The sequence below is a fragment of the Paenibacillus sp. JJ-100 genome, assembly GCF_948329825.1.
In the GTDB taxonomy this organism is placed as follows: Bacteria; Bacillota; Bacilli; order Paenibacillales; family Paenibacillaceae; genus Paenibacillus.
Map to the genome: position 1 here is coordinate 68,819 of NZ_CAOJCM010000006.1, position 19,045 is coordinate 87,863.

19 protein-coding genes are annotated in these 19,045 nt (G+C 45.3%); 8 read left to right on the top strand and 11 right to left on the bottom strand.

The window, feature by feature from the left end; all coding sequences use genetic code 11:
- Positions 1-40 precede the first annotated feature (40 nt).
- From PQG66_RS20035 to PQG66_RS20050, 4 genes are read right to left on the bottom strand one after another with little or no spacing between them, the layout of a single operon-like run.
- Positions 41-394 carry a YxeA family protein gene (locus tag PQG66_RS20035; protein WP_272039580.1) on the bottom strand — a complete coding sequence of 118 codons (354 nt, stop codon included), beginning with the start codon at positions 392-394 and terminating at the stop codon, positions 41-43.
- Between the two features lie 27 nt (positions 395-421).
- Positions 422-1,153 carry an ABC transporter permease gene (locus PQG66_RS20040; protein ID WP_272039581.1) on the bottom strand — a complete coding sequence of 244 codons (732 nt, stop codon included), beginning with the start codon at positions 1,151-1,153 and terminating at the stop codon, positions 422-424.
- A 12-nt stretch (positions 1,154-1,165) separates the two neighbouring features.
- Entirely contained in the window at positions 1,166-1,915 is a 750-nt protein-coding gene (locus PQG66_RS20045) for an ABC transporter permease (protein ID WP_272039582.1), read from the bottom strand.
- On the bottom strand, positions 1,915-2,835 hold the full coding sequence (locus PQG66_RS20050) for an ABC transporter ATP-binding protein (protein ID WP_442955136.1): 921 nt from the start codon (positions 2,833-2,835) through the stop codon (positions 1,915-1,917). Before PQG66_RS20050 ends, PQG66_RS20045 begins: the two co-directional genes overlap by 1 nt.
- Before the next feature lie 155 nt (positions 2,836-2,990).
- Here PQG66_RS20050 and PQG66_RS20055 point away from each other — a divergent pair, with 155 nt between their 5' ends.
- The 7 genes from PQG66_RS20055 (at position 2,991) to PQG66_RS20085 (ending at position 9,300) form a co-directional block, all read left to right on the top strand.
- Positions 2,991-3,704, top strand: a complete 714-nt coding sequence (locus PQG66_RS20055) for a response regulator transcription factor (protein WP_272039583.1) — start codon at positions 2,991-2,993, stop codon at positions 3,702-3,704.
- On the top strand, positions 3,704-5,089 hold the full coding sequence (locus PQG66_RS20060; protein ID WP_272039584.1) for a sensor histidine kinase: 1,386 nt from the start codon (positions 3,704-3,706) through the stop codon (positions 5,087-5,089). Before PQG66_RS20055 ends, PQG66_RS20060 begins: the two co-directional genes overlap by 1 nt.
- A 499-nt stretch (positions 5,090-5,588) precedes the next feature.
- Positions 5,589-5,870, top strand: coding sequence for a hypothetical protein (locus PQG66_RS20065; RefSeq protein WP_272039585.1), 282 nt, complete (start codon positions 5,589-5,591; stop codon positions 5,868-5,870).
- Between the two features lie 74 nt (positions 5,871-5,944).
- The gene (locus PQG66_RS20070) at positions 5,945-7,177 is read left to right on the top strand and encodes a lipase family protein (protein ID WP_442955145.1); all 1,233 of its coding nucleotides are present in this window, start codon (positions 5,945-5,947) and stop codon (positions 7,175-7,177) included.
- 110 nt (positions 7,178-7,287) lie between these two features.
- A complete protein-coding gene (locus PQG66_RS20075; RefSeq protein WP_272039587.1) occupies positions 7,288-7,647 on the top strand; it encodes a hypothetical protein in 360 nt (119 codons plus the stop codon).
- Positions 7,648-7,716: 69 nt separating this feature from the next.
- A complete protein-coding gene (locus PQG66_RS20080) occupies positions 7,717-8,976 on the top strand; it encodes a lipase family protein (protein WP_272039751.1) in 1,260 nt (419 codons plus the stop codon).
- Positions 8,977-9,027: 51 nt separating this feature from the next.
- Positions 9,028-9,300, top strand: coding sequence for a hypothetical protein (locus PQG66_RS20085; protein WP_272039588.1), 273 nt, complete (start codon positions 9,028-9,030; stop codon positions 9,298-9,300).
- 84 nt (positions 9,301-9,384) lie between these two features.
- On the opposite strand, the gene PQG66_RS20090 is transcribed toward PQG66_RS20085, so the two are convergent.
- The 4 genes from PQG66_RS20090 to PQG66_RS20105 all read right to left on the bottom strand — a co-directional run bounded on the left by PQG66_RS20090 (position 9,385) and on the right by PQG66_RS20105 (position 13,699).
- The gene (locus tag PQG66_RS20090; RefSeq protein WP_272039589.1) at positions 9,385-10,179 is read right to left on the bottom strand and encodes a YcnI family copper-binding membrane protein; all 795 of its coding nucleotides are present in this window, start codon (positions 10,177-10,179) and stop codon (positions 9,385-9,387) included.
- Positions 10,180-10,243: 64 nt separating this feature from the next.
- Positions 10,244-11,959 carry a copper resistance CopC/CopD family protein gene (locus PQG66_RS20095; protein WP_272039590.1) on the bottom strand — a complete coding sequence of 572 codons (1,716 nt, stop codon included), beginning with the start codon at positions 11,957-11,959 and terminating at the stop codon, positions 10,244-10,246.
- Positions 11,960-12,212: 253 nt separating this feature from the next.
- Positions 12,213-12,869: a response regulator gene (locus PQG66_RS20100; RefSeq protein ID WP_272039591.1), complete on the bottom strand. Its 657-nt coding sequence runs from the start codon at positions 12,867-12,869 to the stop codon at positions 12,213-12,215.
- Positions 12,869-13,699, bottom strand: coding sequence for a sensor histidine kinase (locus PQG66_RS20105; protein WP_272039592.1), 831 nt, complete (start codon positions 13,697-13,699; stop codon positions 12,869-12,871). Before PQG66_RS20105 ends, PQG66_RS20100 begins: the two co-directional genes overlap by 1 nt.
- A gap of 332 nt (positions 13,700-14,031) precedes the next feature.
- Between PQG66_RS20105 and PQG66_RS20110 the strand changes: the two genes are divergently transcribed.
- On the top strand, positions 14,032-14,220 hold the full coding sequence (locus tag PQG66_RS20110; RefSeq protein WP_272039593.1) for a hypothetical protein: 189 nt from the start codon (positions 14,032-14,034) through the stop codon (positions 14,218-14,220).
- Positions 14,221-14,353: 133 nt separating this feature from the next.
- Here the strand turns inward: PQG66_RS20110 and PQG66_RS20115 are convergent, their stop codons facing one another.
- The 3 genes from PQG66_RS20115 to PQG66_RS20125 all read right to left on the bottom strand — a co-directional run bounded on the left by PQG66_RS20115 (position 14,354) and on the right by PQG66_RS20125 (position 18,802).
- A complete protein-coding gene (locus tag PQG66_RS20115; RefSeq protein ID WP_272039594.1) occupies positions 14,354-16,183 on the bottom strand; it encodes a bifunctional diguanylate cyclase/phosphohydrolase in 1,830 nt (609 codons plus the stop codon).
- A gap of 361 nt (positions 16,184-16,544) precedes the next feature.
- Positions 16,545-17,138 carry a DUF5317 domain-containing protein gene (locus tag PQG66_RS20120; protein WP_272039595.1) on the bottom strand — a complete coding sequence of 198 codons (594 nt, stop codon included), beginning with the start codon at positions 17,136-17,138 and terminating at the stop codon, positions 16,545-16,547.
- Between the two features lie 242 nt (positions 17,139-17,380).
- On the bottom strand, positions 17,381-18,802 hold the full coding sequence (locus PQG66_RS20125) for a hypothetical protein (protein WP_272039596.1): 1,422 nt from the start codon (positions 18,800-18,802) through the stop codon (positions 17,381-17,383).
- Positions 18,803-19,045 lie beyond the last annotated feature (243 nt).

Consider the following 19,045-nt stretch of genomic DNA (forward strand, 5'->3'; position numbering starts at 1 on the left):
CGTGACTTTCGGGTTGGCTAGGCCTAAGAGGAATATGGAATCATTTGGCGGTTAGCTGCTTCGCTTGTGCCGGCAGTTCATCTGCTGTGACTTCTTCCCAGTGCGTTACACCACGTATTGCGGCGACATAGAGTTTCAGATATGCACCATTTTTGAGTGATTTTCCCGTAGAAAAGTTCAATGTTTTGGATTTTCCCTCATCGGTATAACCGACTAATTCGTAGCTGTATCGTCCGTTCTCATCCTTGTTCACCTCGGACTGATTCACAACCGTATAGTAGGTGGTCTTGCCTGCCGGGTTATCAGGTGTCAGTTTAGCCGGGTCCATGAAAATAAGCCACAGACAGGTCAGTATCACAAGCAATAATGCGAGAATACCGAGTGATTTTTTCATCGCAGTACACTTCTTTGCAGGTTGGAATTAGGATGATGTAATGTCTTTATATTTCAGGCGGCGAATCGACCAGACCGCAAACAGTAGAATGAACAAGGTGTTCATAAATAGAAAAATCATATTCTCTGAAGGTGTCAGCCCTTTCTGACTAAGCACACCCATACCTATAGTTAATAGGGAGAACGGAAATAACATACCGATCTTCAGTACATACATCCCTAATCCGAAGAAGACAGCACACAGGCTGATTCCAATAGGTGTAGCAAAACTTCGTATGCGAATGGATAACCCGAGTTGAAGTGAGGCAATCGAAAGGGAAGCAAACCATCCGCGCAGGCTCCACACCAGAATTTCCGTTGGAAACTCACCTGGAATATTGAACATCTTCCCCGCTGCCCAGTACATCAGCATGAAGAAGGCTTGAGCGAAAAAGATCAGTATGCTGACAATGACCAACTTAGCGACAAATAGACTGGTGACACTTAACGGTGAAGCCAGAATCATGTTCCAGTTGCGGTTGCTATGCTCAAGACGGCATACGAAGGCACAACAGATCGCAATCAGAATGGGCAGAAAGAATTCGCCGTAAAATAAACTGACCTGTGTCCACAAGCTGAACCATCCATTTTGTAAAGCCGCTTGGTTAAAATAAAAGTTAAAACATCCGATGAGCAGACTGATAACAGGCAGAATTGCCAGCACCAGGCTGATTCGGGAACGCCGAAGTTTAAGCCATTCGGCAGAAATACTCCTCAGCATGTAGTCCCCTCCTTAGATTTCTTGTTTCGAGGCATGAAAATTGCCAGCAAGATAGAAGATGATGGTCATACATAAGGCTGCGATCAGTAGGCCAACAGGCAAGGTTCCAGATACATAGGTTCCTGAAGATGCGCTGTAAATGTAAGTGACTGGATTCAGATCCAGATAATAAGACCAGATGAATAAGTGACGAATTGCAGCTGGAAATAAACTGGATGTCGTTCCGATGAATCCGCCCAACATGCCCAAACATAGAGCAAACGCCTGATTGCGAACGGTCAGCGACAACCATTGCTGTAGAGCCGTAATGACAAGTGTGGTCAATAGCGTACCGATAGCAAACTGCACAAGCAGGGAGAGCGGGATTGATCCGGAAATATTTTTGGACAGGCCAAAGCCCACGATGAATATGGCCTGTGCGATGATGCCATACAGAATCAGACTATTTGCACATATATATTTGGCGGTGTAAACGTGATTCCGTCCCGTATTGGTTGTCATTAACATCTTCCATGTATTGCCCTTGTGCTCCATATCACAGATGCGGGACACCACAATTGCCGATATGATCGGCAGAAACAGACCGTTCATCGAAGCGATGCTGAAAATGAGTGCTTCCCAGCTTGCATTACTTGCACTTCGAGAGATCGATATGCTCATGGACATGGCCGCCCAGATCATCTCTGCAGCAAGGAACAGTGTGATCATGATCCATATCTTTTTACGGCGAATTTTGTAATATTCCAGAGATAGAGCTTTCATTACAGACTTCTCTCCTTTCCAGTCAGGTCAAGGAAGATATCTTCCAAACTTTTTTTATGCTCCTCGATCCGAGTGACCGGGATGTTTTGTTCCACCAACGCTTTGTTTAACTTCGAGACTTCTTCATCGCGAAGATATTTAAATATAAGCTGGTTCCCATGAACTTGAGGCATGTATCCGTGAGTTAATAGAAGTTTCTCTGCTTTTGCAGGCTCAGGGGTCTGAAAACGGATTGTGGCTTGATTGTTAGCCTGAAGGCTCTGCATCGTACCTTGAAACAACAGCTTGCCATCACTGATAATGCCTACGGAGGTCGCTATCTGTTCAATCTCAGACAATAGATGGCTGGAGAGCAGAACGGTGATGCCATACTGACCTGGCAGGGATTTAATCAGTTCTCTAATTTCACCGATACCAGCAGGGTCAAGGCCATTCGTGGGCTCATCCAGAACAAGCAAGTTTGGAAAAGCAAGTAAAGCCATGGCGATGCCTAGACGTTGTTTCATACCAAGTGAATACTGATCAGCTTGTTTATGCTTCTGATTTTCGAGTCTTACAATTCTCAGAGCTTCATCAATATTTTTACTCGGTACATTTCTCAGTCGCTGCATGACCTTCATATTTTCAAGACCAGTCAAGTGACCGTAATAGGAAGGGGATTCAATCAGTGATCCCGTTTGGCTTAGAATGGCTGGGCGATGTGTGGTCAAGTCTTTCCCGAAGACTTTGACCGTACCTTCGCTAGGTTTGACCAAACCGAGCAGCATTTTTAACGTAGTTGTTTTTCCAGCTCCGTTCGGGCCAAGAAATCCAAAAATCTGTCCTTTCTCAACAGATAAGTTCACTTGATGTACACGATTCATACCGCCGTATGATTTAGACAGATTGTGCGTTTCGACAATAGGGGAAGTGTTTATCATTGATTTCATCTCCATTTCACGGTGATCTCTGTTATGTTCAATATAGAGTAGACTTCTTGCTCTTGGCTGAAGATAACCTTACATTTACCTTAAATAGAATTGGAAAATATAGGTTTATCCTTGTCTCCTGATGTATAATGAAAAGGGTGATACGAATGGACATAATGAAAAATAAGAAAATACTGATTGTAGATGATGAACCGGAAATCCGTGAGATGATCGAACGATTCTTGCGCAAGGAGGGTTTTTTTAGGGTATATACCGCTGGTAATGTTGCTCACGCTCTGACGATGTGCAGAATGGAAAAGCCTGATGCAGCCATCCTGGATATCATGCTGCCAGATGGAGACGGATTCTCACTATTGTCTTCCATTCGTTCCTTCTCGGACATGCCTGTGCTGTTTTTGTCAGCGCGTGGGGAGGACGAGGATCGTTTACTCGGTTTAGGTCTGGGAGCAGATGATTATATGGTCAAACCCTTTCTTCCAAGAGAGTTGATTCTTCGGCTCATGGGTATTTTGAAAAGAGTGTACGCCTCTAACATAGTAGAGAGACTACCCGTATTTCGTCTGGGCGAATTAACCATCGATTTAGAAAGCGCTGTCGTTCAGGGGAAGGAGACAGAACTTCCGCTGACTGCCAAGGAGCACGCCATATTAGTCAAACTCTATGAGAACCAGGGTCGGATCGTAACCAGTGATGCACTTTGTCAGGCAGTTTGGGGAGATGAGAGCTATGGATACGAGAATACCTTAATGGTGCATGTTCGGCGTATTCGGGAAAAGATCGAAGAAGACCCATCCAAACCAGTATTCCTGTTAACCGTCCGTGGACTTGGTTATAAACTGATGACTCAGGAGTCACGATAATGGATGGTTTGGTTCGTATTCTAAGAAGATTTGTTGGTTCTACCATTCTTGTATCTGTCGTGTTGCTGTTATTTAATCTCGTATTATTGGGTTCATTAATCTTCAAGGAAATTCACCAGGGGCCTTCTCCTGGAGATGTTGTCAAACAGGTCGCAGGCACCTTGAGTGAGAGTGAGCAGGGGGAGTACATACTGCATAGCAAAGGCATGGAGATTCTCGATGATCATCAAGCCTGGGCCATGCTTCTAGATCAAGAGGGAAGGGTACAGTGGAGTGAGCGTCTTCCATCCGAAATTCCCCTTTCTTACAGCGTGACCGATGTTGCTAAATTTTCTAGATATTATCTTAAGGAGTATCCGGTATATGTGTGGGAGCGGCAAGATGGACTTCTTGTATTGGGTTACCCCAAAAATTCGTATGGAAAATACCAGTTTGATTTTTTGGCGGCCTGGCTTAAATCCCTACCTGTACGAATTGTATTGTTGCTGATATGTAATGTAGCTTTAGCTCTGCTTATTTCTCTGCTGATCGGGACCCGTGTCATACGTAGCATTCGCCCGTTGATCAATGGCATTCATGCACTTGCTAAAGGAGAGTCGGTGCAGGTAGAAACCAAGGGGATTTTCAATGATCTGTCTGAGAGCATCAACTCGACCTCACATATGCTGCAGGAGAAAACTGATGCGCTGAAGGCAAGGGATGAGGCGCGATCGAACTGGATTTCAGGAATATCACATGATATACGAACGCCGTTATCCATGATTTTGGGATATGCCAGTGAACTGGAGGAGCAGCCGGATCTAACAACCGAGCAGAAGCAGCAAGCCTCTATTATTAGGCGTCAAGGGGAGCGTTTGCGATCACTGGTCAGTGATTTAAATCTGGTATCTATGCTGGAGTATGAAATGCAGCCCATGCAGATGAAATCCATTCGGCTGTCTGTGCTGGCAAGACAAGTTGTATCTGACTTTTTGAATAATGGTCTGGACGAGCGTTATCCGATATCACTGAATGTTGAAGACGAAAGTCTGTATGTACAAGGGGATGAGCGATTGCTCTACCGAGCAGTAACGAATCTGGTACAGAACAGCATCAGGCATAATCCGGATGGCTGTACAATTGAACTGATGATTAAGCGTGATGGGCAAGGGACGGATGGTGAATTCATCGTCTCCGATGATGGAAAAGGGATACCTGAAGAAGATCTACAGGATGTATTGATACTTCCATATACGGCAGGGCGCTTAAGACCTCCACGTCATGGTCATGGTCTAGGACTACCCATGGTGTCACGGATTGCTCAAGCTCATCGGGGTAAACTCCTGCTCCAGCATAACAGTGAAGGAGGGCTTCGAGCGGTAGTACAACTACCTGTAGTGTTATAGAGTTTGCCTGTCTAAGGACGGGTTCTTTTCAATATATGCATATAACAACGAAAAGGAGAACGTTTAAAATTTAAAGTATAAGTAGTTGTTTCTCATAAATCTAAATAAGGAAAAATAAGGGTTATTAGGATTGGAATAAAAGACACGGTACTAAAAAGTAAGCTTTCTTTTGGACACCAATCGGTGTTTGAAAGAAAGTTTTTTTGTCTTTAATAGGGTGAAAGTTGGGGTTTGCTGGTACAACAGTCTTATAACTGGGTAATATACACCCAAATATAAGCATGAATCATCTAGGAGAAAAGTTCCAAGAAAACGCTCCTGTGAGCCGATGTGTCTTATGTTGATTTTGTACTATGATGCATATAACAGTTGAAAGGGGCGCTCTTTGCTTATATCGGTTTGAGCCAAAGGGGGAATTGTTATTCCGCGCACCAAATGGACGAGAAGTTTATTCGCACTGATGATGGTGTTCACTATATTGCTGGGAGGGTGTCAGAACATGACAGAGAGCCAGAAGCAAGCCTATTTTCAAGAAGCGGAAAAGAAGGCTGTGAGTTACTTCAAAGATAAATTCGAACTGGATGTTGTCATTACGAGCAAGGAGTTATTGCCCGAGATGGCGCTTGATTCAATTGCGTTAGAAGGACATGTCACAGAACATCAGGATCAGGAATTCACTATTTCCTATGATTACACCGAGAAAAAAATGAAAAATTTCGGAATGAGTCCTGCGATTAAAGAAGCTATTATGGCAAAAGGATATGATCCTTTTGAAAAGTAGTAATCAAATGACTTGATAGAGGTGAGTGAAACGTGGGAGCTAAACCCAAGGTTGATGACGAAACATACCACGTGATGTCTGAACTAGCTTACAAAAATGCGAAAGCTGGCACAGAATACGCCAATCTTCCGGGCTGGAAAGTGCTTGAGGATACACACGGTAATAAAAAATCCGGTCTTGATGCAGTGACCTTCTACAATCCCGAGACGAAACAAGCAGTCATTGCTTACCGAGGGACAGAAGGAACGGCTCCAGCGGATCGTAGCGTACCGGATTTTTTTGCGGATGCACAGATTGCTGTACCGGCAGCAGGAAGAAAAATTACTGATATAACTCCAGATTGGTTAGCCGGAGGAATTCAAAAGGTAAAGGATATCACAGGTTGGAGCAAAATGGAGGAAATCAGGGACATAAGTGCTAAAATTATTGATAAAGAATATAATCCTCTACCTAATCAGATGTATGAAGCGGAAGACTATGCGAGGGAAATGAAGAAAAAATACAAGGATCTCGACTTCTCTCTGACGGGTCATTCACTTGGTGGAGGGCATGCGCAGTACGCAGCAGCTCATACGGGAATGACGGCAGTTACTTTCAGTGCTCCTTCTGTTATCTCCAATCTTCCTTCACACTTGAAGCGCAAAGCAGAAGAAGGTGGTTTTGATTCACAGATCATTAACTACGGTCATCCTGGTGATTTCGTCGCAAGTGGTTTCTTTGATGGATACGATCGGCATGTTGGATCCACATATTATATCAACGCCAATTATAAAGATATGAACGATGGCATGAGCGGAATAGAAAAGTTTTATCATACTGTGTGGGGTGATTATCACAGTCTGAAACAGTACAAGTTCAAGAATGGGTATATCTCCAATGACCTCTATGATTCAGTCACTGGAGAGAAAATCAATTCTTCCCCACGTGAACCTTCCAATGTCTTGACTAACCTTGCAGCCTTTGCGCGAAGTTCTGGAGCTTATACAGGCGGTCTATTGGGTGGAATCGCCGCAACAGCTTCCGGTCTGATTCAGGTAACTCCGGAAGAACTCAAAAGTGTGGCCTCCCGCTGGAAACAGAATGCCCAACAGTGTAATGCTGAACTAAATCAAGTGCGGACTCGTATGGCCCAGTATTTACATTCAAGCCGTAGCCGCAGACTGGAGCCCATTGTCACCCAGTTAGATGCGTCAATCCAGGAATTGAGTACATGGCATATGAAGCATACAAGTCAGTTCTTGAACTTTATTGATGAGAAAGCCGATGCTTTCCGGCAAGCGGATGAACGTCCGGTTCAATTTAACTAATAACAGGTTCCAATGGAGGATAAGAGCGTCCAATTGCTTGGAAACCGAAAAAAGTCTGATTTCATAGCATGTATGTATGACATGAGATCAATCCGAAGAGGGTGACCCGTATGAAATCAATGCGAAAATATGCTTTTTTATTTTGTTTAATTATACTATCTGCATTTATTTTAGGGGGTTGTCAGCGCATGAATGCTAATGAAGACGAGGCATTGTTGCAGGAAGCAGAGAATATTGCGATCCAGCATATGAAAGAAAAATATGATCTTGATGTGGTGATCACCAGTGAAAAGAAACTGCCAAGAAAGGCGGTTGCTGAAATATCACTCAAAGGACATGTTGTTGATCAGGAAGAACAACGATTCAATCTGTACGTGAATTACGAAAGAAAAGAAGTTACCAGTATGGGCATGAGTGAAGACTTTAAACAACTATTAATAGATAAAGGCTATGATCCATTCAAAAAGTGAGTACTAACGACATCTTAATTTAGGAGGAGTTCATAGTTGAGTAAAATAGATGATGAAACGTATAAAGAGATGTCGAGACTTGCTTACGAGGATCTAGAAGCCGGGGATGAATACGATACGCTCCCAGGCTGGAAAGTGCTTGAGGACACACATGGTAACGGGTATTCCGGGTTTGATGCGGTAACCTTCTATAACCCCGAAACAAGTGAGGCGGTAATTGCATACCGCGGTACAGAGGGAAGCGCCGGTTGGGACCGCAAAGGTAGAGACTTATTTGCCGATGCACAGATAGGTCTGCCAGAGCTCGGGAGGAAGATTGAGCAGAAGACAGACTTTACACCGGATTGGATATCGAGCGGCGTGCAGAAAGTAAAGGACGTTACTGGAATAACGAAGCTAGAAAATACCAAGGGTGATGTTGATAAATTTCTAGATAAACATTTGAGTTTTCAACCCAATCAAATGTATGAAGCAGAAGATTATGCGAAGGATATGCAAAATAAGCATAAAGATCTGAATTTCTCATTAACAGGACACTCACTTGGAGGCGGTAATGCCCAATACGCGGCCGCCTACACTGGACTCCAAGCGGTCACTTTTAGTGCACCGTCCGTCATCTCCAGCCTCACACCAGAGATGAAGCGCAAAGCTGAAGAGGGTGGCTTTGATGGACAGATTACGAACTATGCTCATCCCGGTGATTTTGTGGCGAGTGGTTTCTTCGATGGATATGATCGTCATGTTGGTTCAACGTACTATATTGATTCCAATTATCAAGACATAAATAAAGGTGGTTTTGGAGGCATAAAGGAGAAGATCGACAATACGTTTGAAGGAAATAAGTATCACGAGCTTGATCGGTATGAATTCGATGAAAACGGCTATATTGCTAACGATCTATATGACCCTGTGACCGGAGAGAGAATCAATTACTCCCCGCGTGAGCCTTCCAACGTGTTGACTGATCTCGCCGCATTTATGCGTAATTTGGGTGTTCAGGCCAGGGGTCTTGTTGGAGGTGTAGCGTCCGCAGCGGCGGCTTCCGGGTTGATTCAGGTAACGCCGGAAGAACTAAAAAGCGTAGCAAGCCGCTGGAAGCAGAACGCTCAGCAGTGTAATTCGGAATTAAATCAGATTAGACATCGGATGGCACAGTATCTGCATTCCAGCCGTAGTCGTAGGCTCGAACCAATTGTTACGCAGCTCGATGCATCTATCAATGAGCTCAGTACATGGCATATGAAGCATACGAGCCAGTTCTTGAACTTTATTGATGAGAAGGCGGATGCTTTCCGGCAAGCGGATCAGACTCAGGTGAGTTTTAAATAGGACAGGCGATTCTGCCAAGCCTTGAAATTTACATAGGAGAGGTGAACATGAGTGAGCGGACAATTGCTGGTGGAACTGAATGATCTGCGAATTGCGGAAAAAGAACTGTCGCAACTGCTTGTCCGTCTGCAAGCGGACGAACAAGAGGCGAGAGCGCTGTACGCGCGTCTTAACGATTGGAAAGGGCAATCGGCAGACTATACACGAGAGCAGATTGAGGCATTCTTTGCAGGTCTGTCCTCACGTATTCAATCCATTGAACAACAGAAGCAGACTTTGATTCAATATATTGAGATTATGATCCAGACGGATCAGGAACGTTAGAGTGTTACAGCAAAAAAGGAACCGTTGCTCAGGTGGAGATCATTCCACAGGTCAACGGTTCCTTTGTGTTTTGAACCTTCTAAATTAGCGTTTTTTGCGGCGTGTTGCTAGAGCGATTCCCAGGAAGGACATGATTAATGCCAGGATAGATACGATCAACGTGGCTTGTTGCAATTTCAGAGTTCCTGGATCAGAGTCGGTATTGTTCGGTTCACCAGTCACCGTATCGGAAAGTGCATCGCCGAGAGTGGTATCCTCATTAGCTTTTTTGTCATCGGTTGTTGTGTCAGCAGTTGTGCCGTTTGTCGCATTGCCAGCTGTACCTGCGCTGTCATGACCGTTACTTCCAGTACTATGGTGGTCACCACCAGTTGCAGCGTCACCAGTTGCTGGATCTTTGCTAATCGCTGTGATACTGTGCGGGTTGTTGTCGCCTGGCTGACCTGTCCATTCTACAATACTACCATCACTATAATATTGGAACGCATCCCAAGCTACTTCTGTTTCTGCTTCAGGGTTCTGTGCAACGAAGTTGAACTGTTGAAACTGACCCGCCAGTATACCTTGATTATCTCCATCAATCTCCCAAGTAATCGAAGTGACTTCGTTTGAGTCATTTTTCTCGGTTGTAATCTTCCATCCAGCAAGTGGTTGATATTGCTTAAATGCAACGCCCTCTGGAATTTTTAGTGTAATTTTGGTTGTAGGGAGTTCCTTCTCGGACGGTATTTTAATGGAATAAGTCTGCCAAGCACTGGTCTGTGCAACAGAAGGATTGACCGTCACGTGGGCGCTGGCCAATCCAGAGAACAGCAGAAATGCTGCTGCACCTGTTGCCATAGCGGATGTTAATTTGGATAACCATGATGTCTTCTTCAAAGTCATAACCCCTCTCTTTTTTTACGAATAAGTTCAGATCCGTGTCCCTCTAAATATAAGCTTTCTATGGACTCGCTACTTCAATCTCGAATTCAGCGTCTAGCGCATCAAGTGATCTGGTCAGCGCATGAACTTGGATATTCCACTTGCCAGGCATGGAGATGTAATCATCTGCTTGATATATGCCAGTCTCATTCTTTGGAATGGTGATCTCATAGATGCCCATATCCATATCCAGATGGGTCAGGGATAACGTTACCTGTTCCAAATCGTTAATCACAGTCCCGTCAGCACGTTTGATACTGACTTCAAACTGGTTCTCTCCTGTCGCATTTGGGCTCACCTGAAGTGTAACCTCGGTGCCATCATCTATCGTCTGGGTACCTTGATAAGGTCCAGTAGGGGCCGGCTGACCTGGAGAGAGATGTGTCAATATAGCCGCTAGCGCTAAGATTACAGCACCTGTAACGAGTTCAGCTTTCAAGCTTGAGGACAGGCGGTTACCGGTAGCTTGTTTTGCCCGCTTAGCGTGATACCATGCAAAACCGATCATCAGCATTAGTAGCAGTATTTTGCCGATCAGAACCCAACCATACGTTGTTGAGAACAAGGAGTTCAGCAGCGGTGCAGGCAAGATGACCAGACTGCTATAGATGCCCGTGGCAAATAACACAGCTACAGCACCGATTCCCCAAACGGTAAATCTTCTTAACGTAGCCCAGTAGAGCTCACCTCGCAGCTTCACAGGCAAACGATCCGTAAGTGATGGCAGGCACACTGCCATTGCCGTGAGAGCTCCAATCCAGAATGCTGCCGCAGCAAGGTGCACAAAATCCATCGTAATGGCAAGCACCTGTTGCTCAGCAGCAGCAGGATGTCCTGTCATGGCGTGGGTGAGCATCCAGCCTAGGATAAGCACCATTGATCCGTAAGAGGACCAGGTCCGCACTCGTAAAGAACGATCCAGATCGTAACCGGATAATAGTGTCACAGCGATTAACATGGCAATCAGCATCTGAAGTATCCAGATCTGGCCAAAGGATGTCAGTTTGAGCGCACTCCCGATTAAAGCCCAGCTGAATTCATTCAGAGTTACACCAGATTCATATAACGTGTTCAGCGGAAGACTCACCAGCGCAGCTAGGGATGTCGCAGCATAGCTGATCCAGAGTAACTTATGGCTGCCCGGTGCATCTAGTGGTTCTCGTACCAGTGAAGCTGGAGCAATCCCCAGCAGTAGAAATGCGAGTGTACCCAAAAGGATGGACAGACCGAGATACTGAATCCAGTCGGTGAATGATAAGATCCATTTCAACGGCCCTCCAGTTGCACCCGAACCTGATGCCAGGTCTTTAAACCCGGCAGGTGCACCGGAAGGTTCACCGATATGGAATACATAAGTTCCCGAGATGGGATGCCCATCAGCGGATACAGCCTTCCAACTGACTGCATACGTCCCGTCTGCAAGACCGGATTTCAGACCCGTTTCCAGAATGTGCGGACGTTCCGGGTCAATCAGCATGTTGCCATCATCTGCCTGATTGCCATCAGGCCCAGTAATTCGAATATTATAAAAGGCCGTTTGCAGCGATTCATTAAACTCCAGTGTCAGCCGCTGTGGTGCGGTGGCGAGAAGTTCATTTTCTTCCGGAGACGCCTTCACAATATAAGCATGGGCAGATGCCCATTGCGGCACCACTAGGCAGAACACCAGCAACAGGCTGGCTAGTAGAGCCCAGTGGCGTTTGTTCCATTGCAGGGTTAGACTTCTTATGTTCAAAAAATGATCACCCTCGAGTTATAGATTTGCAGTTGTCTTCTTCCTGTGATCGTTCGTTCACACACAATCTATATCATTATAACTTTGTCCAAAATGAAGGCGTATGACTACATTGGGCTATAAAAAATCATAGATTCCAGCGTATTTGTGACAAAAAAATGAAATGACGCGTGCCTGGATATCGTGCTATTAGATAACGCATATCCCAAATAGATCACGATGTGCTAGAATGTGCTGTTGCTTCAAAACACGTCTATTTACGAGGCTTGCGTCCAGCCAGGCCACTCTCCAGGGCATAGCGGGTAAGCTGGACCCGGTTCTCTAGCTGCAGCTTTTGCAGGATGTTTTTCAAATGATTCTTAACTGTCTGATCTGAAATGCCTAACTGATCTGCGATTTCACGATTCGTATATCCGGCTGACACCCATTGTAGAATCTCCAGCTCACGGGTCGTTAACGGATTCTCCTCTACTTCCTCACTACGAGGGGAGGGAAACTCCTGCAAAATTCGATAAGCAAGCTCCTTACTAAGAGGAGCGTCGTCACTGACAATAGCTCGCAAGTATTCAAGCCATGTGGAAGGAGACAGATTTTTGCGTAAGTAACCTTGAGCTCCTTGCTTCAATGCTTCAAACAAGTAGGTGACGTCATCCGAGACGGTAACCATCACGATAATGACGTATGGGAAGCGAAGTTTGATCTGTCTCGTTGCTTCCAGTCCGTCCATATCAGGCATCTGTACGTCCATGAGAATAAGGTCAGGCATCCATTGCTCTGTCAGTTCAATGGCTTCCTGTCCATTCCTAGCAGTGCCTATGACATCAAACAAGCTGTCTTCCGATAAAATGGTGCAGATGGCCTCGCGCGCATGCGCATGATCGTCCACGACTAATACACGTACCAATTCCATTAGCGATGCTCCTTTCCAATTGTAATCTGCGTCTCACCTGCTCTGGAATCCAGTCGAAACTCCCATCCCATTTGCTCGGCTCGTTCCTTTGTGATTCTTAAGCCGTAACGGTCTTTCAGCAGCAACGGATCTCCCTGAATCCCGATGCCATTGTCTCGGATATGAATAGACCAGTGAGAAGCATTACCTTCTGCTTGAACTTCTACCCTGGTAGCCTGGGCATGTTTACGTACGTTCAGCAGTGCTTCTCGTATACAAGCCAGCAGCTCCACCTGTTCTTTGGCTGAGAAAACAACTTCAGTCAGGCTCCAGTCCATGTGAGCATCGGGAACGGTATCGCTTACGATCGATTCAACCTGTGCTTGCAGAGCGATAGCTTCGGGATCCGCAACGGGAGAAGGGACATAACGCAACTGAGCAATGGATTGCCTTACATATGTATTGACTTCGTGTACCGTTTTTTGAATCTCGCGGATATCTTGCTCATGGCTCGTGCCCGCTAGACTGCGACCTGCTTTATCTGTTTTGACCGAGAGCAAAAATAGGGATTGTGAGATCCCGTCATGCAGCTCCCGGGCAAGCTGGTCGCGGGCTTCAAGCGCAGTCTTGGATGCCCGCTCCTGTTCCAGTGCGGCCCTGGCACCTTCCAGCATACGAAACAAACGGCTGAGTAGCGTCACGCTGACCAAGTAAACGATAACAGGTGTCAGCCAATTACCGGCATCCATCGATAGATAAGGCATCAGAAACTGATGGCGAATATATTCCCACAATCCCACCGTGAGGGTTGGGATCAGTAGAATCATCCATTTAATCTGTTTGTAAGACATAGGTACATAACTCCTTTTAAGGGCTGGATACATCATACTGTAGCAGGCAGCAATTTTACGACACAGGACGTCGGAATATAGCCAATGGGATCATTATAACGCAACCTTGTCCAAGACCCTAGTCCAAGCTGTTTACTGGAAAATGGGGAGGATCATAGAGCATTTAGGAGGATATCTAAGAACGATATGGGTTGAAATAGTGTCAGGCTAGGTGAGGGTAGAAGGGCTCTGCTCAGAGGGACTCTGCCCGTTTTCGATATGAAGAATAGTCCTCTATACTTATATAGAACGAAAAATAAATAGAAAAACATGTTAAGGAGTGAAGCAGCAACATGAGTCAAGAAGTATTGGAACGTCGCAGTGAATTGCTCAAGAAAAACATTCATCAGATGCTTATTCAAGACAATCAGCACGGGATCAGTCGCCAAGACAACATGTTTTTGCAACAGATGATCAAAGAGCTGCATCAGACCTCGCATGAACTGAACACGATGAGTAGCACAGAGTCTTCAAAGGACTAGTTTTTTGTTGGATCTGGATGATCCAGTCCGAACCGAAGATCCACATCATAATGAAAATGAAAAGGGCGCTATCCCCGAATGGGGGATAGCGCTTTGGCGTTCTAAGATATATTTGTCGACTGGTATTCATAAACTATATTCGTTGCTGTGCCGTTCGTTTCTCGATATAACGGATAAACAATTCAGCAAGTTCCGGATCAAATTGTGTACCTGAACATGCTCGCAACTCCTGAATAGCTTCCTCCACATTCTTGGTCTCCTGATAAGGCCGCTCGGTGGTCATGGCGTCGAAGGAATCAATCACGGTCAGCATCCGGCATAACTTCGGAATCTCTTGTCCCTTCAGGCCGTAAGGGTATCCTTGGCCATCATATCGCTCGTGATGGAGTTCGATATAAGGGATCAGATCGGCGAAGCGATCGTTCGCCATCACCATTTTTTTGCCCCAGATCACATGACCTTTGATGGTTTCCCATTCCTCTGCGTTCAGTTTTTCCTTTTTATTCAGAATGGACCAAGGAATCTCCAGCTTCCCGATATCGTGTATCAACGCCCCGAGTACGAAACGCCGCTTCTCTACATTATCGAGTTTGAGGACTTCGCTGATATCCAGCGCGTATTTGTAGACCCGCTTTGAATGTTTGAATGTATCCATGTCTTTGTATTGAAACAAATTAAGTTGTTGCTCGATATCACGAACGTCCTGAACCAGATCAATCTCGTGCTCCATACCGTCATTACTACCGTAGCGATGTACGTTGTTTTTGCCTTGTTTTTTGGCGTAATAGAGTGCTTTGTCCGCCTGATCAACTAATTGAGATTTGTTATACATGTCTACCTGATAGGAAGCAACCCCGGCAGAGAACGAGAGACACCCATGCGGTAATACCTCTACGCCTTCAAAAGGGGTGTCATTCAGCTGTTTACGCAGCTTGTTCATGAATTGGTAGGATTCTTCAAGGTCCATGCCTGGCATCAGCAGAGTGAACTCTTCTCCACCATAGCGAAAAGCAGTGACCGGTGTACCTTCAGTCTTGCGAATCAAAAAATCCCCTAGCAGAGCCAACAGGCTGTCACCCTGAAGATGACCAAACTGATCGTTATATTTTTTGAAATCATCAATATCAAGCAGACCGAGACAGAGGGAAGTTCCCTGCGACCGTGCTCTGTTCAGTTCCATCTCCAACATGCTCTCAAAATAACTATGATTAAACAGTCCTGTACGCTGGTCTGAATTAGCCTTCTCCTCAATGGAATGATACATGATAAAGAGTTGTTTGAATGCATGGGATAACAGGATGCTAAGACTCAGATATAAAAGCAGGCCGAGCACACCGTTATGCACAACGAGTATGGTGAGCACCAACGCGAGAATAAGCGTGCATAGATAAACCAGGAGTGACTCAGTGAGAAAAACTCGCTTCATCTGTTGCAGGGCATCCTTTGTTGAAAAATGAAAGAACAGTCCCAGCGTGATCGTGTTAATCATAAAATAGGCTGCCAGAGCGGCCGCATAAGGAAACAGGTTGTACCCATCAATGGCACCGGTTTGGCCACCTGTCCATTCAAACACGGCAGCAGCCCCTGTGATCATGAGACTATAGATGCTGAAGTTGACAACATGCTTCCACCAGGCAAGCTTGCGGTCTTTGATTAACAAAATGATAGAAATCGGCAGCAGTACCGAGAGGCTGAATGCCCCGCCAAACATAAAGATGCAGGCGAGATATACAGAGGAGTCCATAGATTGCTGATTGCCCTTCGGGGGAATCTGGAATGTAAAATAGTCGAGGATGAGCGCAGCTCCCAGCATGGTATAGACCATGACCCAGTCGGCTGTAGTCAAGTGGAAATAGGACCACTGGTTCATATAGAAAAAAACGCCGATCCCCGTGCAGCTTAGCAAAATAACATAAATCATGCTTCGATCTGCTTTATGGATAAGGTTACGTATAAATTTCATAGAAATCTCCTGCTTGGGTTTAGTCATCTCGTGATGTTAATTATAAACGAAAGCTTGAGCAATACATCCCGTTTGGGTGAGAATGCTTGTTTTCGTTTATAATGGTTATTCTTGTATAGGCACGTACAATATGTTTTTTTAACATAACAAGATCGCTCCCAAAAATCCAGCAAGAAAAAACAGGCCGCTCGCAGCCTGTTTGTCTGGGTGACGGCAGAATCTAGCCGCCAAGCTTGTATCCCGAAGTTAATGCCACAACGACAGAAGCTACGATGATTGCGTTAATGACAATACGGGAATATTTGATGCCTTCGAATTTCTTCATGGAAAAGACCTCCCTTCCTTGGAGTCTGTCCGGTGTTCACTGGGGTTGATATGTTTTGCTGGACGGCACATCTTGCTTGCCCCCATTCACCATCATGGACTGGATGAACAGAAATATGCCGACATTCATGACAACATCGCCGATGCTGATCACCTGTGTCCGCGGATACGGACTGGACAACGGGATGATATCACCGAGAAAAGCAAGATGAGTTGAGGCATCCAACATATAATGTTTGGATACAGCTCCCCCTTCCCGAAGTAGATCAACATAGTACGGACCAAGTACAGCCGAAGCTTCTACAGAAACAGGCATCCGGCCGCCGTTAACCGCCATTACAATAAAGTTGAGTAACACCCCGATCCAGATCAGAGTGAACCCCCGATGATGCCTGTTCAGCCATAGAAAAATGAGCCCAGTGATATAAACAGCCGCAAACAGATAACCATTAATGGATGCGACCCAGTTCAACCGCTCCTGTAGATAGAAGATGCCAAACTGAAAGAGTAAAAGGAGCGGAAAGATCCAGCCACCTCGTAAATGGAGTGAAGCAAACTGATTAAGCCCATGGCGGGCTCCACCCCTGAACAGACCAACAATCAACCCGATCAGAATACCGTCGTATACCATGAATAACCCCTGTTCTTGCGGAGATGTGCAACGCTAGTTTCGTGTTTGTGTACATATAACATTCGACTTAATATTGGTAAATCCTCCCTGAAAATCGGATGTTTAAGAATATTTTTGCAAAAGCATAGCAAAAAACCTCCTTCACGAGAAACATAGGTCGAAACCCGGATCTAATCTGGTGAAGGAGGTTTTACTTTTTGTTATCCATGGGCAGTTCAATTTAAAAGTGGTTCAAACGCTAATTACTCAGAATCACCGTTTAAATAGTTAAAGAAAGGTTGATCTACCCAGAAATTGTATGAACTAATGTTTGCGTCTGGTGCAAGTGTGCGGAATCCTTCCTGAATACCTTTTGCGTTTTCCTTCAGGGAGAAGGATTGCGCGTAATAGTGATCAAGTGAGATTTTATTATTCGAAATCACTTGGTAGTTCGCCAGTTCGGTCGGTGAATAATACAGCGGCTGCCACCAAGAGTTGATAATTAACGGCGATGAGCTGTTACTGTTCTTTTTGGCATACTTCAGAACGATGTCATTAAAACGTGCTTTGTCAGCTTTGTTGTTGAATTCGAACTGAATGTCGTATTCCTTGGCATAAGCGATATAGTTACCATTTTCAATCTGTGTAACTCTGTAATCCGGTGTTTCCTTAGGCTCGCCCCACTCTTTCAAGTAAATAAAGGCGGATGTCTTCGGCTGGAATTGTACATCGGCATCAATGCCTTCACTCCGGAGCAAACCAATCAGTTGTACAGCATGATGAATGCTGTCATGACCATAGGTTAACGTCAACTCATCGATAAAGTTGGATTCAAAACGGCTGTCTTTCAGGTTATAACCCGTAATCAGATCCTCTCGGAGAGCTTGATCGACAATCTTTCTTAGCTCAGGTGAGTCTATGAGATCTGCTGTGCGATATGCAGCATACAACTTGGTGTAGATGTCTGCATCATTGGAACGTCCGATTTCGTTTTTATAGTTACCTTGGCTGATCAGCACACGTCCGAGCAGAATGTTTGCTGCATCGTTGCTTGCTGCACCGCCCTTAACAAGAGCAGGATAGAGGCTCTCGGGAATGAGTCCCGTATCAATGGCTGCAGCCACTTCTTGTGCCGCTTGTCCTTGTAAGCGATTAGGTTTGATTCCAGCTTTGGCAAGTGCTGCGGCTGTTTTGTCAGCAGGATATGTATCAGCGAGTTCTTTGAAACCGGCAGTTCTTACGGCGATGAATACAGCTGTGTAAAGGTTCAATGGTTCTTGTGCCCGTACCTCAGTCGATGTCAAAACTCCATTATGATATAAAGCGGTGGCTGAACTATAGACTGCATCGCTCGATTTCAGATCGGTAAAGGCTGGTGCTTGTTCAGCGTCTTGGTCTTGAGCTCCTGCGGTGCTTGTTTTTGTGATTGTGGCTACGGCCTGGATAAAATCACCCTTGGTAGCTTGCTGCGGCAACTGGATATCGTACTTCGCTTGCAAAAATTGAGCAAAGTCCGCTGCGCTCTCTGTGTAGACAGCAGGTACCTTAACCTTCGAAATCTTCGCATTCGATGTTGTAGAAGCATTCGGTGTTACAGATGCTGCAGATGCAGGCAGACTAAGGCTACCGAGAGCTAATGGAGCGGCAAGCAGAGCCGCGAGCGTAATCTGGGTGATCTTTTTCAAATGAAAGGCCTCCTTAAGAATAGGTTGAAAATGATAGAAGAAGTAGTATATTTCTGACAAAACCTATCAGAATACAAATGATTGGATTGACTTTAGCACGGAGTCGCGCCAAATGTCAACGAGAAAAAAACTTGTCACAGCAGGGTTTCCAGAGGTTGGAAATAGGCCATTTCCAATGATCATTCATAAGAGTGTATACGCTGAAAGTTATGTTGACAAGGATCGACATTATCCGCTAGGATA

Excerpts from the sequence above, each read along its gene's own strand:
- PQG66_RS20035 (WP_272039580.1), bottom strand. The coding sequence starts at position 394 with ATGAAAAAATCACTCGGTATTCTCGCATTATTGCTTGTGATACTGACC.
- PQG66_RS20040 (WP_272039581.1), bottom strand. The coding sequence starts at position 1,153 with ATGCTGAGGAGTATTTCTGCCGAATGGCTTAAACTTCGGCGTTCCCGA.
- PQG66_RS20045 (WP_272039582.1), bottom strand. The coding sequence starts at position 1,915 with ATGAAAGCTCTATCTCTGGAATATTACAAAATTCGCCGTAAAAAGATA.
- PQG66_RS20050 (WP_442955136.1), bottom strand. The coding sequence starts at position 2,835 with ATGATAAACACTTCCCCTATTGTCGAAACGCACAATCTGTCTAAATCA.
- PQG66_RS20055 (WP_272039583.1), top strand. The coding sequence starts at position 2,991 with ATGGACATAATGAAAAATAAGAAAATACTGATTGTAGATGATGAACCG.
- PQG66_RS20060 (WP_272039584.1), top strand. The coding sequence starts at position 3,704 with ATGGATGGTTTGGTTCGTATTCTAAGAAGATTTGTTGGTTCTACCATT.
- PQG66_RS20065 (WP_272039585.1), top strand. The coding sequence starts at position 5,589 with ATGACAGAGAGCCAGAAGCAAGCCTATTTTCAAGAAGCGGAAAAGAAG.
- PQG66_RS20070 (WP_442955145.1), top strand. The coding sequence starts at position 5,945 with ATGTCTGAACTAGCTTACAAAAATGCGAAAGCTGGCACAGAATACGCC.
- PQG66_RS20075 (WP_272039587.1), top strand. The coding sequence starts at position 7,288 with ATGAAATCAATGCGAAAATATGCTTTTTTATTTTGTTTAATTATACTA.
- PQG66_RS20080 (WP_272039751.1), top strand. The coding sequence starts at position 7,717 with ATGTCGAGACTTGCTTACGAGGATCTAGAAGCCGGGGATGAATACGAT.
- PQG66_RS20100 (WP_272039591.1), bottom strand. The coding sequence starts at position 12,869 with ATGGAATTGGTACGTGTATTAGTCGTGGACGATCATGCGCATGCGCGC.
- PQG66_RS20105 (WP_272039592.1), bottom strand. The coding sequence starts at position 13,699 with ATGTCTTACAAACAGATTAAATGGATGATTCTACTGATCCCAACCCTC.
- PQG66_RS20110 (WP_272039593.1), top strand. The coding sequence starts at position 14,032 with ATGAGTCAAGAAGTATTGGAACGTCGCAGTGAATTGCTCAAGAAAAAC.
- PQG66_RS20115 (WP_272039594.1), bottom strand. The coding sequence starts at position 16,183 with ATGAAATTTATACGTAACCTTATCCATAAAGCAGATCGAAGCATGATT.
- PQG66_RS20120 (WP_272039595.1), bottom strand. The coding sequence starts at position 17,138 with ATGGTATACGACGGTATTCTGATCGGGTTGATTGTTGGTCTGTTCAGG.